Annotated in this window: 11 protein-coding genes; 3 read left to right on the top strand and 8 right to left on the bottom strand. The window is 55.0% G+C overall.

Annotated elements, in window-relative coordinates:
* Window positions 1–676: 676 nt before the first annotated feature.
* Both truA and IEY39_RS13320 read right to left on the bottom strand, forming a co-directional pair.
* Window positions 677–1,432 carry a tRNA pseudouridine(38-40) synthase TruA gene (truA, locus tag IEY39_RS13315; RefSeq protein ID WP_188932308.1) on the bottom strand — a complete coding sequence of 252 codons (756 nt, stop codon included), beginning with the start codon at window positions 1,430–1,432 and terminating at the stop codon, window positions 677–679.
* Window positions 1,433–1,451: 19 nt separating this feature from the next.
* Window positions 1,452–2,858 (bottom strand): hypothetical protein, encoded by a 1,407-nt coding sequence (locus tag IEY39_RS13320; protein ID WP_188932310.1) that lies wholly within the window; start codon window positions 2,856–2,858, stop codon window positions 1,452–1,454.
* 302 nt (window positions 2,859–3,160) lie between these two features.
* Between IEY39_RS13320 and IEY39_RS13325 the strand changes: the two genes are divergently transcribed.
* Complete coding sequence (locus IEY39_RS13325; RefSeq protein ID WP_229688900.1) at window positions 3,161–5,608, top strand: M1 family aminopeptidase; 2,448 nt, start codon at window positions 3,161–3,163, stop codon at window positions 5,606–5,608.
* Window positions 5,609–5,647: 39 nt separating this feature from the next.
* Here IEY39_RS13325 and IEY39_RS13330 read toward each other — a convergent pair whose 3' ends face one another.
* The 4 genes from IEY39_RS13330 to IEY39_RS13345 form a co-directional block, all read right to left on the bottom strand.
* Window positions 5,648–6,475: a TPM domain-containing protein gene (locus IEY39_RS13330; RefSeq protein WP_188932312.1), complete on the bottom strand. Its 828-nt coding sequence runs from the start codon at window positions 6,473–6,475 to the stop codon at window positions 5,648–5,650.
* A 24-nt stretch (window positions 6,476–6,499) separates the two neighbouring features.
* Window positions 6,500–6,958 (bottom strand): TPM domain-containing protein, encoded by a 459-nt coding sequence (locus IEY39_RS13335; RefSeq protein WP_188932314.1) that lies wholly within the window; start codon window positions 6,956–6,958, stop codon window positions 6,500–6,502.
* 71 nt (window positions 6,959–7,029) lie between these two features.
* Window positions 7,030–7,623, bottom strand: coding sequence for a LemA family protein (locus tag IEY39_RS13340; protein WP_188932317.1), 594 nt, complete (start codon window positions 7,621–7,623; stop codon window positions 7,030–7,032).
* Window positions 7,624–7,723: 100 nt separating this feature from the next.
* The gene (locus tag IEY39_RS13345; protein WP_188932319.1) at window positions 7,724–8,947 is read right to left on the bottom strand and encodes a DUF6807 domain-containing protein; all 1,224 of its coding nucleotides are present in this window, start codon (window positions 8,945–8,947) and stop codon (window positions 7,724–7,726) included.
* Window positions 8,948–9,058: 111 nt separating this feature from the next.
* Between IEY39_RS13345 and IEY39_RS13350 the strand changes: the two genes are divergently transcribed.
* A complete protein-coding gene (locus tag IEY39_RS13350) occupies window positions 9,059–10,417 on the top strand; it encodes a Gfo/Idh/MocA family protein (protein ID WP_188932321.1) in 1,359 nt (452 codons plus the stop codon).
* A 2-nt stretch (window positions 10,418–10,419) separates the two neighbouring features.
* Window positions 10,420–11,403 carry a zinc-binding dehydrogenase gene (locus IEY39_RS13355; RefSeq protein WP_188932323.1) on the top strand — a complete coding sequence of 328 codons (984 nt, stop codon included), beginning with the start codon at window positions 10,420–10,422 and terminating at the stop codon, window positions 11,401–11,403.
* Window positions 11,404–11,409: 6 nt separating this feature from the next.
* On the opposite strand, the gene IEY39_RS13360 is transcribed toward IEY39_RS13355, so the two are convergent.
* Together IEY39_RS13360 and IEY39_RS13365 are read right to left on the bottom strand one after the other, a co-directional pair.
* On the bottom strand, window positions 11,410–13,239 hold the full coding sequence (locus IEY39_RS13360) for a serine hydrolase (protein WP_188932325.1): 1,830 nt from the start codon (window positions 13,237–13,239) through the stop codon (window positions 11,410–11,412).
* A 136-nt stretch (window positions 13,240–13,375) separates the two neighbouring features.
* On the bottom strand, window positions 13,376–14,569 hold the full coding sequence (locus IEY39_RS13365; protein WP_188932328.1) for a phosphoglycerate kinase: 1,194 nt from the start codon (window positions 14,567–14,569) through the stop codon (window positions 13,376–13,378).
* Window positions 14,570–14,619: the final 50 nt, after the last annotated feature.

The following is a 14,619-nucleotide window of genomic DNA, read 5'->3' on the forward strand; positions in this document are numbered from 1 at the left end:
AGCGTTCATCCTGAGCCAGGATCAAACTCTCCATTGTAAATGTTGTTTGATACTGACTATCAATTTTCTCTCGAAATTTGACGTCATATTATCGATCTCTTTCGCTAATATAACCTTACCAAAAAAACTAAGTTTCTTTGTGCTATTGTTTCCCTTCTTTCAAAGAACTTTTTGGCTTTTGCCTACCGTTTTTTTCGAACGGATTGCAAAGTTAAGAGCCTTTATCAAACTATCAAAAACTTTCTGCTGTTTTCCTTTCTTTAGTTATTCACAGAAGATGTGAAAACAGTGTGCAGTATTTGAAAGATCAATCAAAAAATTTTAAAGCGGACGGCAAAGATACGATCAGGATCGTTAACCACCAATTTTTCACCCGATTTTTTTGAGAATCTGTTTCCCGTCTTTCATCACATTTTCTGTCGTAATTGGGCTGTCCGCTTGCAAAGAACTTGTCCGATGTGAGGGTATTTCGTGCCCTTTATTTCAAATCGGGTTGCAAAGATAAGCACATGCACAACGCTGCCAAATCTTTTTTGAAAATTCTTCTTTCATGCAATGTGCATAACGCGTGAAACATAGTGCCGGTGCACCTCCTGGCCGAATAAAAAATTTTCCGCCACCGGCGCGGGAGAAACTAACGGCGATGAATGCCACAGTTTGCCGCAGTGTGAACAGGCTATCCCGCGTGCGGATCCAGGACACTAACGGGGAAGGTTACCTGATGCAGAAAAAGCCCGTGGCCGGGCGCGGTGAAATCGGCCAACTGGTTGTTCCTTTCGCCGAGGATAGCGTCGAGTTCCTCCAGGCTCAGTTTGCCGCGGCCCACCTGGACCATGGTGCTGACCAGTCCGCGAACCATCCCACGGAGGAAACGGTTGGCGCGGACGCGATAGACAAGGCATTGCCCGTCCTCTTCCCAGACGCTGTCATAGATGGTGCAGAGAAAGGTCTTGACTTGCGTGTTGCGCTTGGAAAAGGTAGTGAAGTCGTGGTGAGCGGGGATGATGCGGGCGGCAGCGTCGAGCTTCTCCCGATCGAGGGTATAAGGATAGAACCAGGCGCGATCGGCGAGGAAAGGGTTCTTTACCCGATAGAGATAATACCGGTACTCGCGGCTGGTGGCGTCGAAGCGGCAGTGGGCGTCGGCGGCAACGGGGTAGAGGTTTTTCAGGACGATGTCGGGCGGGAGGATGGCATTGATATTGTAGAGCACCCTCGGGTCGATAATTTCTTCATAATCAAAGTGAAAGAAGTTTTGCAGGGCATGGACGCCGGCGTCGGTACGGGACGAGCTGGTGAGGTCGAACCGCTGGCGGAAGAAGATGGCGAGGGCTTTTTCCACCTCCTGCTGGATGGAGTTGGCGTTGTCCTGTATCTGGAATCCGCTGTAGTTGTTGCCTTTGTAGGAGAGTTCGAGGAAATACCTGGGCATGGGGACAAAGATACGTGGGTTAACGCCCGCCCATCAGGGTTTTGAATTTTGCGACATAGACGGGGTCGGTGAGGAGGGCGCTCAGTTCGCGAAAGTGTTCGTCGGCGGCATAGGGCCAGGCGGCTTCGAAGAACCTGTATTTCCCTGCATCGGTGGCAAAAACTTCGCTGAGGGCGCGGACCTGGCGGGTGTAAAAGCATTTGGCCTTGAAGACCTTGAGGGCGGCGGCTATGCGCTCTTCGTCCTTTTCAGCCGCCAGCATCTTTACCCGCAGTTTGTCGACATCGTAGTCCGAGGCGAAGTTGTGGCAGTCGGAGTTGACATACGGCAAGGGAGCCCTTGTCGCCCCCTTCTGGCCCGAGTCGGCGATGCGGGATTTATCGGCCGCGGAATTGATGGGCACCGGCATGACGGCCTTATTAGGAGCGCCCTGGGCTTGGGTTGGGCTGTCCGGGTTCGGGCCATGGCTTCTCATAGCGGGTAACCTGCTGCTGTCGGCGCTATGGTGCTTTTGGGCGGCAGCAGTCGCGACGGTATCGTAAAGAATATAGAGGACGATGGTGTCGGCCTTTGTTCCCATGCCCCGATCGGCATATACGAGGCGCATGTACCGGGCTCCTTTCCTTTCACTGAGTTTGACGATGGCAGGCAGTGGTCTGAACAGTTGTTGCTGGCTGGAAGAGTCGACCACGGGGGCAGATCGATGGAGGGCGGTGCCGGCGACAGGCCGGTATTGGGGAGCGGTAGTTGTAGCGGCAGTGTCGGTATGGATTGGAGTAGAGGCGGTTGTGGGGGTGTCCACGGGCTTTAGGGTAGCGATGGCGCTGTCGGGTTTTGTAATGGTGGGGCTATCGAGGCGAGTGGTGTTTGCGGGTTTGGTTGCGACGGTGGACGAGGTATCAGTGCGGTCGGAGTCGAGGCGAGTGGCTATTGCTGGTGTGTTGGCGGTTGCAGGGGTGTCGACTGGAGCGGTGGCGACGTAGTTGTTATATAATACGGCCGTATCCTGCACGATGCCGGCCATCATCCGGGAGAAGTCGTCCTCGCGGCGGATGCCGACGGCATGAATCTCTTCGCGGGCCGTATTTTGGGCGGCGAGCCAGTCGTTGCCCATCGGATTGTAAAGCCCCCACCCTGCCTCGCCGTGAGGCCTGATCTCGAGCTCCCGATCGGTGTGGTTCACGGCAAACGTATAGGTCTGCTCCCCTGCGGCGCCATGAGGAGGAATGCCAACAATTATTGTATACGTGCTGTCCTTCAATTGCGACAGGATGAGATGGCCATCGGCGGCAGAGCTGTAATATTGCCCGCCCAGCCGGACATAGAAGGGCTGGTGGTTGTCCGTTCGGATAAGAACAAAATAGTCCTGTGCATAGTTGTGACCCACCAGCAACGACAAAAGAAGGACCAAACCGAACTTACACATGACTTAGGGGATTATGCTCCGGCAGACGCCCGCGACAGGGTCACCGTTACTGATTTTTACAGGGTTCAATAATGGTAAATCTGGTGCAAGTTAAGAAAAACCATAGTCAACGGATTATACGAATGATATATTTATTAAATATTTACAATAGGTAAGAGGGGGGCGGAAGGGAAAAATGGATAGGCGGCAGGTAAGGTCACGGACCAACGATTATCTTTATCACCTGTAAAAAAATCACTATGCACATTTACCAACACATGAGGCATCAAACGAAATTATTTACTGTCCTATTAGCGGGGTGCTTGTCCAGTGCGCTCCTTGTACAGGCGCAGGAAGCGCACCAGCCGGAGGATGATTCCTGGAAGAAGATTTACCGCGCGACGGCTACCAAATATGACGACCTGATCAATACGAAGTTGGAAGTCAAGTTCGATTACGACAAATCCTATATGTACGGCAAGGCCTGGGTGACGCTAAAACCGCACTTCTATCCTACCGACACGGTATCGCTGGACGCGAAAGGGATGGATATCCATGCCGTCGAGATCGACAAAGAGGGAAAGAAAACCCCGCTGAAATACGATTATGACGGGATGGTGCTGCGGATCCATCTCGACCGGGTATATAAACACACGGAGGACTATACGCTTTTCATCGATTATACGGCGAAGCCGAACGAGCTGAAGGTGAAGGGCAGCGCGGCGATAACCGATGCCAAAGGCCTGTATTTTATCAACCCCAAGGGCGAGGACAAGAATAAACCGACACAGATCTGGACTCAGGGCGAGACAGAGGCGAATTCGGTGTGGTTTCCGACGATTGACAAACCGAACCAGAAAACGACCGAGGAGATATATATGACCGTTCCTTCCAAATATGTGACGTTGTCCAACGGGGTAATGGTGGGGCAGAAGGAGAATGGCGATGGCACGCGCACCGATCATTGGAAGATGGACCTGCCGCATGCGCCCTACCTTTTCTTTATGGGGGTGGGCGACTATGCGATCGTAAAGGATTCTTACAAGGGCAAGGATGTAAATTATTATGTAGAAAAGGCCTATGCACCGGTGGCTCGCCGCATTTTTGGTCATACGCCGGAGATGATCGCCTTTTATTCCCGCATCACGGGGATCGACTATCCCTGGCCGAAGTACGACCAGATCGTCGGCAGGGACTATGTCAGTGGAGCGATGGAGAACACCACTTCCACGCTGCATGGCGAAGGAGCGCAGCAGGATGCCCGGGAATTGACCGACGGCAACGGATGGGAGGATGTGATCGCGCATGAGCTGTTTCACCAGTGGTTTGGCGACCTGGTCACGACCGAGAGCTGGAGCAACATCACGTTGAACGAGTCTTTCGCCGACTATAGCGAAACAATGTGGAACGAATACAAATACGGCAAGGACGCAGGAGATGCAGTGAATTACCAGGGGATCCAGAGCTACCTCCAACAGCCGGAGAATGCATCAAAAAACCTGGTGCGCTTTTATTACGCCGACAAAGAGGATGTGTTCGACCAGGTGAGCTATCCCAAAGGCGGCCGCATCCTGAACATGTTGCGGAATTATGTCGGCGATAGCGCCTTCTTCCAGGCCCTGCACGTGTACCTGACGGAGAACAAGTTCAAATCAGCGGAAGCGCAACAGCTGCGGCTGGCCTTCGAAGAGGTGACAGGCGAGGATCTCAACTGGTATTGGAACCAGTGGTATTATGGCAGCGGTCATCCGAAATTGTCGATCGATTATGTGTATGACGATGCGGCGGGGAAGGTGCAGGTGATCGTGAACCAGACGCAGGAGACGGGAAAGGTGTTTCGGCTGCCGATAGCTATAGATATTTACAATGGGGCGGCGAAAGAGCGCCACAAGGTGTGGATCGAGGATAAGACGGACACCTTTACTTTTTCTTATAAGAGCCATCCCGATCTGGTGAATGTAGACGGCGACAAGATGTTGCTTTGCGAGAAGAAGGATAACAAGACGCTTGACAATTTCATCCACCAGTATACTTATGCCGGGAATTATGTCGACCGGCGGGAAGCAGTAGAATATTGTGCTGCCCACCAGGACGATCCGAAGGCGGTGTCACTGTTGAAAACGGCGCTGAAAGATCGTTACTACCGCATCCGGGACCTTACGATGAACAAGATAGAGTGGAAACAGGATGCGTTGAAAACGGCGTTCGAGCCGCTGGTGGCCCAGCTGGCGCAGAATGATCCGAGCCGGGTTGTGAAGGCAACGGCTATAGAGATACTGGGCGCTTTCGGCAATCCGGCCTACGAGCCGTTGTTCATCAAAGCGTCGGCAGACTCTTCTTATACGGTTGCGGGCAATGCCTTGGAAGCCATGTCGGCGATAGACAGTACGTCGGCGCTGGCGCTGGCGAAGAAGATGCTCAAGCAGCCGGCGAAGGGTGAGTTGTCGATCGCGATCTCGAAGATCCTGGTTCAATCAGGGGATGAGAGTGATTTCGATGTGGTGTCGGACAATTTCGAGCGGATGCAGACGGGGCAGGCTAAATTCCAGTTTATGATGCCGTATGCGTCGATGCTGACGAAGGTGAAGAGTACGGATAGGGTGAAGCGGGGGGTTGATCTGTTGATACAGTTCAAGGAGGCAATACCGCAAGCGTATCGCAGCAGGACAGATGCTTATTTTGACAATGCGTTGAAGGGGGTTGCGAGGAAGAAGCAGGCAGAGGGGATGCAGGACCAGGCAGATTATATTAATATGAAGCTCACAAAATAAAAAAAAAGCCCCGCCTCAACGGGGCTTTTTTTTATTCGTTTACCAGGATCCGCCGGCGCCGCCGCCATCGCTGCTGCCGCCACCGAAGCCGCCGAAGCCACCACCACTATCTCCACCACCGGACCAGCCGCCTCCGCCACCGCCGCCCCATCCACCGCCACTGCCAAAGCCGCGGCCGACCATGGTACCGAGCAGGAAGGGCAGGAAGCCACCACCACCGAAGTAACCTCCCCCACCCCCACCACCGCCACCGCGACGAAAGATGGCCACGATGATAATGACGAAGATGATAAAGAAGATGCCGATGCCGGTACCACTACCCCGGGAATGCCGGCGGCCGCGATTGGCGTATTCATTGGTTGCCTTGTATTCGCCGGCGGCTGCCTTTACAAGGGCGTCTGCTGCCTGGTCGAAGCCGCGGTAATAGTTATCTCCCGTGCTGCTGCGGAAATTGGGAATGATCTCATTATCAATGATGGCTTTTGCCGTGACATCGGGGATGGCGCCCTGGAGTCCAGTGCCGACATTGATGAAGACCTGGTGCTTGTCGACGGCGACGAAGATGAGGACGCCATTGTTCGTATGCTTATTACCGATGCCCCAGTTGTTGAAGAGTTGAGTGGAATATTCGTTGATGTCCGCGTCGCCGATGGTTGGCTCGGTGACGATGACGATCTGGTTGGAGGTGCTGTCGTCGTAATTGACGAGCTTGTGCTCGAGGGCCGACACCTGGTCGGGAGTCATGACATGTGCGAAGTCGTTGACCAGCCGTGGGGGATCGGGTTTTGGCGGAACGGCCTGGGCATGGGTGACCAGGGGACGGATGAGGGTGAGGGTGGCGAAGAAGAGGAAGAGGAGTTTTTTCATTGCGTGCGATTGATAGTAGCGGGATCACCGGCCGAAGACAATATCGTCCGGGAGTTCGTTGACGTCGGTGTCGCCGTCATAGGGAAAATGTTGTTCGAGCGCGTGGCCAATCTCTTCGACGACCCGGGCAATGCCTTCCGCATAATCGGCCTTGTAGAAATGAGCCAGCATGTTCTTCACCTGCTGGTCCCAGAAGGCCTGGCCTACCTTTTCGTGGATGCCACGGTCGCCCGCAACAGCCAGTTGCCGGGACTTCAGCGCGACATAGACGAGTACGCCGTTGCGGGCGGCGGTCTTTTCCATTTGGAGGGCTCTGAAGACCTCAGCGGCACGGTCGAGGGGGTCGACATAGCGGCAGCGGCTTTCTACAAATACCCGGATCTCGCCGCTGGTACGTTTCTCGGCAGCCTTGATAGCGGTGACGATGCGGTGCTGCTGCTCTTCATTGAAGAGGGCCTTTTTTTTGAAGAATTGGATAGCCAAGGCAAGATGTTTTTGTGTGAGGGGGCGGCGGCAGGCCAGGCCGTGAAAATTGTGGACTGCCGCCGCTAGGCTTATTTTATATCAAAGTGAATTTCCGGGGCGTTCTCGCTGCCTGGGTCTGCCTTATAGTAGGGCTTTTCATGGAAGCCGAAGATGCCCGCGAAGATGTTATTGGGGAAGGTTTTAACCTTCAGGTTGTAATCGTTGACGGCGGCGTTGAATTCGCGACGGGAATTGTTTATGCGGTTTTCAGTGCCGGCAATATTGGTCTGGAAATCCTGGAACTGCTGCGTAGTTTTCAGATCGGGATAGGCTTCGGCAACAGCCATTAGGCGGCTGAAGGAACCCTGCAATTGAGCCTGTGCCCGTTGATAGGCGCCCAGCGAAGCAGAGTCGTTGACATCGACGGTGACACTGGTGGCTTTGGCGCGGGCGGTGATGACTTCCTTGAGAGTGGATTTTTCGAAGTTGGCCGAGCCTTCGATGGTCTTGATGATGCTATTGTACAGATCGGTACGGCGTTGATATTGCGTTTCGACGTTGCTCCACGAGGTCTTGACGCCCTGGTCGACGCTAACCAATCCGTTGTAACGGCTGCAGGCGCAGCCACCGAAGAGGAGGATGACAACTAATACCACGATAAGGGTGAGATTCTTCGTGCTCATTTTTTCAATTTTTAAGGTTAGCCTGTTTTAGGTTAACGGACCAAATTTACACCTTTTGGCGAGGTCCGTGATGCGGGTTTCATGGGATCAGAGGTAGATTTCACTTTAATTGGGCGAAACCGTCGGTATTTGCCCGGATTCTGCCGGTGGGCAGCCGGCGGTAGCCGGCGTATATCACTATCCGATGGCGAAAGGTGGCGGACTGGCCTTTTTCAAGGCGGAAGTTCATGGTCTGCTTACCGTTACTGAATATCTTCTGGCCCAGGGGGTTAGCGGCAAAGAGGCCATAACCGCGGGCGTGCCAATACGTGGGATAGCCGGGATTGGCGGGGTTGTCGATAATGAGGATGCTGAGGGTGTCCTTACCTTTTTTGCCATAAAGCATGCACCAGGCGCCTCTCGTTCCCCAGGCGCTGTCGCCGGTTTTTCCTTCGCTGGTGATATAATTGCCATTGATGTCGGGGGTGTTGCCTGCCGCCACCTTTGTTATATTTCCTTTGTCATCGACGAATTGGCCGGGGGTGTTGGAGGGTATTTGTAATTCTTTTGTGACACGAAGGCCGAGCATGCCGTCTTTTGCGTCGGGGAAACTTACGCCGGCATCCGCGACAGCCGTGAGAGTAGCAATGCGATCGATGACCCATTCGTCCTGGTTGCCATTAAAGATAAAAGTGGTGTGTTCTTTCAAGAGGGTGTTTTGCTCTTGATCGGTCCAGCGGGCAGCATAGCGGATGATGCCGTTGCAGTTGGCGCAAGGGCTACCGAACGAGCTGGTTGGCTCGCCGGGCTTGGGTGATACGACGGCGTTTGGGTTGGCGGTGTGGGATGGCATGGCGGTGCCGGAGGAAGTGGGGTTGGTGACGTTGGTATTGGGGTAATGGGTGAGGGCGAGGGCTTCGCTGGAGATGTTGCCCGCTTCGAGGATGCTGTCGACATGGATCCAGCCATATTGGCTTTTTTTGGCGGCGGGGATGGCGTAGGAGTTGTTCCAGAAGTCGAGGCCATTGACATTCTCATAGTTAAACCAGAGGCCGACATGATGCGGATGGTCGACGGGTTCGCCGGCACGTGGTGCAAGCGGAAAGCCGCGGGTGATGAGTTGGCCGTCGGCAGCATAGATGGGATATAAGACGGGTTTGGCGAGCGTGTCGGGATAAATGAAAGTAGTAAAGGGTTTGCCGTCGGCGGTGACGGTGATGGTGCGGGCGGCGGGGTTGTGTTGTACTTTTATGTGCATGGCCTGCGCGTGGAGAATGGCCGGAAAAAGCAGCGCGGGCAGGAAAAAAAATTTACGAAAACGTTTGCGGAGCGTGGATTTGATCATATAACAGGCGTTTGCTTGAGCAATGTCCTAAATTAGTACATTTACCGGAACTGGACTCGGTCCAGTTCGTACCGAAGGGTACAGACATTAAATTATAAAATACACTTCCATATGACAACGTCACGCAGAGATTTTATCCGTAACACCAGTATGGCCGGGATGGCCACTTACATGGGCGCGCTTGGATTCAGTGCGAGCAGCTATCGCCGCATCATCGGCGCCAACGATCGGGTGCGGGTGGGCGTAGTAGGCTTTTCCGATCGGCACCAGCACGATCATATCCCGGCTTTTTTGAAAAGCTACCAGGAGATGAATTTCGATATCATCGCCGTGTCGGATATCTGGAAGAAACGGAGAGAGGAAGGCAGCGCTTTTTTGGCGCAGAAGTTTGGGCACCCGGTGCAGGCTTGCGTGAATAACGACGCGTTGTATGCCATCAAGGAAGTGGATGCGGTGATGATCTCGACGGCGGATTTTCAGCATGCCTTGCATACCGTGGAGGCGGTGAAGGCGGGCCGCGATACATATACGGAGAAGCCGCTGGCGGAGACGATGGAGGATGCACGGGCGGTGCTGAAGGCGGTGAAAGAGTCGGGCAGGATCGTCCAGATCGGTTCGCAGCGTCGCAGTGGAGCCAACTATTGGGCTGCGGCGGAATTCATCCAGTCGGGGAAGTTTGGACCGATTGTGATGGTGGACCTCACCTGGAATGTGAATCAACCGGGGCGTTGGCGGCGGCCTGCGCTGGTGGCGCAGATGCGGGAGGAAGATACGGATTGGAAGCGCTTCCTGATGAACCGTCCTTACGAGCCGTTTGATGCGCGGAAACATTTGGAGTTCCGCTTGTTCTGGCCGTATTCGTCCGGGCTGCCGGGGCAGTGGATGAGCCATCAGATAGATACCGTTCATTGGTTTGCACAGTTGCCGCATCCGCGGAGCGCTTCGGCCAACGGGGGCATCTATGCGTGGAAGGATGGACGGAAGAATGCAGATACGATGACGGTAGTGTTCGATTACGGTCCGTTAAATGATGCATCCACCGGGTTCCAGGTGGTGTTTACTTCGCGGCAGACGAATTCATCGGGTGAGACGAAGGAAATTTATTATTCCAATGGCGGAACCCTGAACCTGGATACCAATAAGATCACGTCCGAGGGCGGGCTGAACGAGAAATATGCGAGCGCGATGGGGATGCATGCAAATCAGCTGCCTGAGCTATCTTTGAAAGAGCTGGGTGAGAAGATATCTACTGACGCGAGTACGGGAGGTGATCCGTTGACGACGGCGCATGTGCGCAACTGGATGGAGTGTGTGCGGAGCCGGAAGCAGCCGAATGCGCCGATAGAGGCGGGGTATAATCACTCGATTGCAGTGATCATGGCCAATGCAGCGTACCGGACGGGGCAGCGGGTGACGTTTGATGAGCAGACGCAGGAAGTGATGGCGGGGGGAAAGGTGTTTAAATATTAGCTATGAAAGCATTGGTGATAACAGAGAAGAATAAGCCGGTGGAGTTATTGTCGGTGGCGGACAAGGTTGCCGCAGCGGGGCAGGCGTTGGTGAAGGTGTACGCAGCGGCGTTGAATCACCGGGACGTGTGGATACAGAAGGGGCAGTATGCGGGGTTGAAGTTCCCGATTATCCCCGGGTCGGATGGCGCGGGTGTTGTCATTTCGGGTGGAGACTGGACAGGGAAGGAGGTGATCATCGACCCGGCATTGCATTGGGGGGATGCTCCAGGGTACCAGAGCCCGACGGATTTTCACATCGTGGGATTGCCGGATGACGGGACGCTGGCCGAGTATGTAGTGGTGCCGGTGGCTAACCTGGTGGACAAGCCGGCGCATTTGTCATTTGAAGAGGCGGCGGCATTGCCGTTGGCGGGTGTCACTGCTTACCGGGCCTCGATGGTGCGGGGGCAGGTGCGGGCCGGCGAACGGGTACTCATCACCGGCATCGGCGGTGGAGTGGCGTTATTTGCCCTGCAGTTTGCGGTGGCGGCAGGGGCGAAGGTGTATGTGACGTCGGGGAGTGACGAGAAGCTTGCGCGGGCGAAGGCGATGGGGGCTCTGGGCGGTGTTAATTATAGGACCCCGGACTGGGCAGCGGCATTGCGGGCGCAGGCGGGCGCTTTTGATGTGATCGTAGACGGGGCGGGCGGGGATGGAATGAACGATCTGCTCGACCTTGCGACGCCCGGAGGGCGGCTTGTCTTTTATGGATCGACACGGGGCAATCCTTCGTCGGTGGTTCTGCGGCGGATATTTTGGAAGCAGTTGAATGTGCTCGGATCGACGATGGGAAGTCCGGCGGATTTTGCGGCGATGGTGGATTTTGTAGGCCAGCATGGGATCAGGCCGGTGGTGGACCGGGTGTTCGCGATGGACGAAGGTGAAGCGGCCTTCCGGTATATGGATGAAGGAATGCAGTTTGGGAAAATAGTGATACGCATATAGGGGCGCCTATTTTTTCCTCGTAGCCTTGAAGGTGCCATTAGGTTGGATGGCCATCAGTCCTGTGACCTGGCCCTGGGCGTCGGTGACGAACTGCATGGTATAGCCGCTGAGCGAGGTGATCGTAAATTTGTCCGGGCCGATGTTGGCCAATTCATACTCCGGCTGGCCGGCAACAAAGAGATAGAGCGTTTTCCCTTTTGTATAGACTTTTGCGGTGACAGCGCCGATGCCGAAGACGTATTCGCCCACGTATTTCTGCAACTGGGCGGAGTCGAGGGGTTTGCCTTTCGGCGCCCGGGTAAAGACAATGGGCTTGTTGAGCGACGGTTCGAGCGGTATGGACGCCGTGGTTATATCGCCGGCGGGGTCCATGTCGAACTGCATTTTATTGGATTCATCGCCACCGGTGGTATCGTAGCCATCTTCGCGATCCTTTCGGACGGGGATGAAGATATCATAGTGAAAATGTTTCAACCACAGGGCTTCGTTGCCCAAAGAGGCAAAGAGCGAGTCGCCCTTCAGGGATACTTCGAAAGTTCCAAAGGCGGGGTTGTTGTAGAGACCGGTATAGTCCTGCAGCGGATGAGAAGTATGGGTCCCCGGTTTTCGATTGGAGATCTTTGCCGCCTCCGCCTGCCTGAGAGTCCTCCTTGCCTGCTCATCCTGTGTATGCAACTGGGTTGTCCAGTTTTTATACGGTAGATGCAGGAGCCGATCGGCAATAATATTCCGTACCACGGCCGGGACGGCGGAGCCATCCTGGTTAGTGAGCACGATGATACCGATGCTATCGGCGGGGAATAGACAGGCGTTGGCTGAGAATCCATCGATGTTGCCGCCGTGCTCTACACGATAGTGGCCGCGATAGCTGGAGAGCGACCAGCCAAGGCCGTAGGTGGCAAAGTACACGTCGGGGCTCTCCTTTGAGGGAAGCCCGCCGCCAATGACCACCTGAGAGCTGATAGCCTGCGTGGCGTATGTTCCCGGGATCATCTCTTTACCATGATATTTCCCCCCATGTATCCAGGTTTTGAGCCATGAAGACATGTCCAGGACATTGCTGTTGATAGCGCCGGCGGGAGCGATGGCATGTATCTCCTTGAAATAGTCTAACTTTTTTATGATACTATCCTTTCTAAGGCCATAGCCCACGGCGAAGTCTTTTTGTTTCACCATGTCCTCTATCGAGAGGGTGGATTCCGTCATCCCGAGGGGGCGGAAGATGCGGTTGGTAATATTTTCTTCCCAGGTTTGATGCGTTAGTTTTTCCACGACCATGCCTTGGGCGAAGAACATGAAGTTGTTGTATTGCCAGCGTTCGCGGATGCCGGCGGTTGGCTCCATGTAGCGGATGCGCCCCAGGAGGCTGTCGCGCGAGGAGGTACGGAAGAAATACCAGGAGAAGTCATAGCGGGGCAGGCCGGTGCGGTGGCACATCATGTCGCGGAGGGTGATGGTATTGTCCATCTGCTCGTTGTAGAACTTCAATGACGGGAGATAGTCGCGGACGGGTTTGTCGAGGTTCACCTGCCCTTCCTGTTCGAGTATACCGAGCAGCGAGGCGGTGAAGGCCTTGGTGCAGGAGCCGATGGCAAAAAGGGTATGTGGGGTGACGGGTATCTTGTTCTCCCAGTCGCGGTAGCCAAAGCCATTTGCATAGAGGATGCTGTCCTTTTCGACGACGGCCACGGCAAAGCCCGCGACGTGGAAGGTCTTCAATACGCGATCGAAGGTGGTGTCGAGGCCGGATAAGGGGTTGGCGGCGCCTTGATGTTTTTGGGCGAAGAGCGGCGCGGCGAAAAGGAAGAGGGAGCAGAAGATGGCTGGGATGCGCATAGTAGGAGGTTTAGACTCGGTCGAGCCGCTTCCGGCGGCCCAGGATGAAAAAGCCCGATAAATCTAATGATTATCGGGCTATGATGGAGATTTTTTGTTGATCAGCGGTGCGCGCGATGCCGGATGCGGCGGAGAACTATGCCTTGACTGCAGCGATGCCGGGGAGCTCTTTGCCCTCGAAATATTCGAGCATGGCGCCGCCGCCGGTGGAGACATAGCTTACCTTGTCGGCATAGCCGAACTGGTTGACGGCGGCAACGGAGTCGCCTCCGCCCACGAGAGAGAAGGCGCCTTTTGCGGTGGCGTCCGCTACGGCCTTGGCGATGGCTTTTGTGCCGTGCTGGAATTTGGCCATTTCAAAGACACCCATGGGGCCGTTCCAGAGGATGGTCTTCGACTGGCGGATGACGTTGGCGAATTGTTCGCAGGCATTTTCGCCGATGTCGAGGCCCATCCAGCCATCGGGGATGTTGTTGCTGGGCGCCGCCGAATCCATGGCATCAGCGGCGAACTTATCGGCGATGATGGAATCCGGAGGAAGGTGAATCGTGACGCCTTTGGTCGCGGCCTTTCCGAGCAATTCGCAGGCGGTGTCGAGGCGATCGTTCTCGCAGAGGGAGTTGCCGATTTTGCCGCCGGTTGCTTTGAAGAAGGTGTAGGCCATGCCGCCGCCGATGATGATGTCGGTAGCGCGTTCGAGCAGGTTTTCGATGATGAGTATCTTATCAGAGACCTTGGCGCCGCCGATGATGGCAACGAAGGGCTTTTGGGCCTGGTGCAGGACTTTTTCCGCGCTGCTGACTTCGCTTTCCATCAGCAGACCGAACATTCGTTTGTCTTTGGGGAAGAACTGGGCGATGACCGCGGTGGAGGCGTGGGCGCGATGGGCGGTGCCAAAGGCGTCGTTTACGTAGACGTCGCCGAGTTTAGCCAGTTGTTCGGCGAAGGCTTTGTCGCCTTTTTCTTCTTCCTTATGGAACCGGAGGTTTTCGAGCAGCAGCACCTGGCCGGGTTTTAGCTGGGCCGAAGCCTGGGTGGCGGGTTCGCCGATGCAGTCGGTGGCGAAGAGGACGGGGACGCCGAGCAGCTGCTGCAGGTGTGAGACGAGGTGTTTCAGTGAAAATTTTTCGGTGGGACCGTCCTTGGGGCGGCCGAGGTGGCTCATCAGGATGACGCTGCCGCCGTCGGCGAGGATCTTTTTGATGGTGGGGATGGCGGCCCGGATGCGGGTGTCATCGGTGATCTCGTACTTGTCGTTCAGCGGAACGTTGAAGTCAACCCGGATGAGGGCTTTTTCATTTGCAAAGCTGTGCTGGCTGAATTGGCTCATAAAATAGTAGATAATAAATATATAAAGCCCGGCGAGTGGGACCGGGCTTT

It is taken from the genome of Puia dinghuensis, from assembly GCF_014642875.1.
Lineage (GTDB): Bacteria > Bacteroidota > Bacteroidia > Chitinophagales > Chitinophagaceae > Puia > Puia dinghuensis.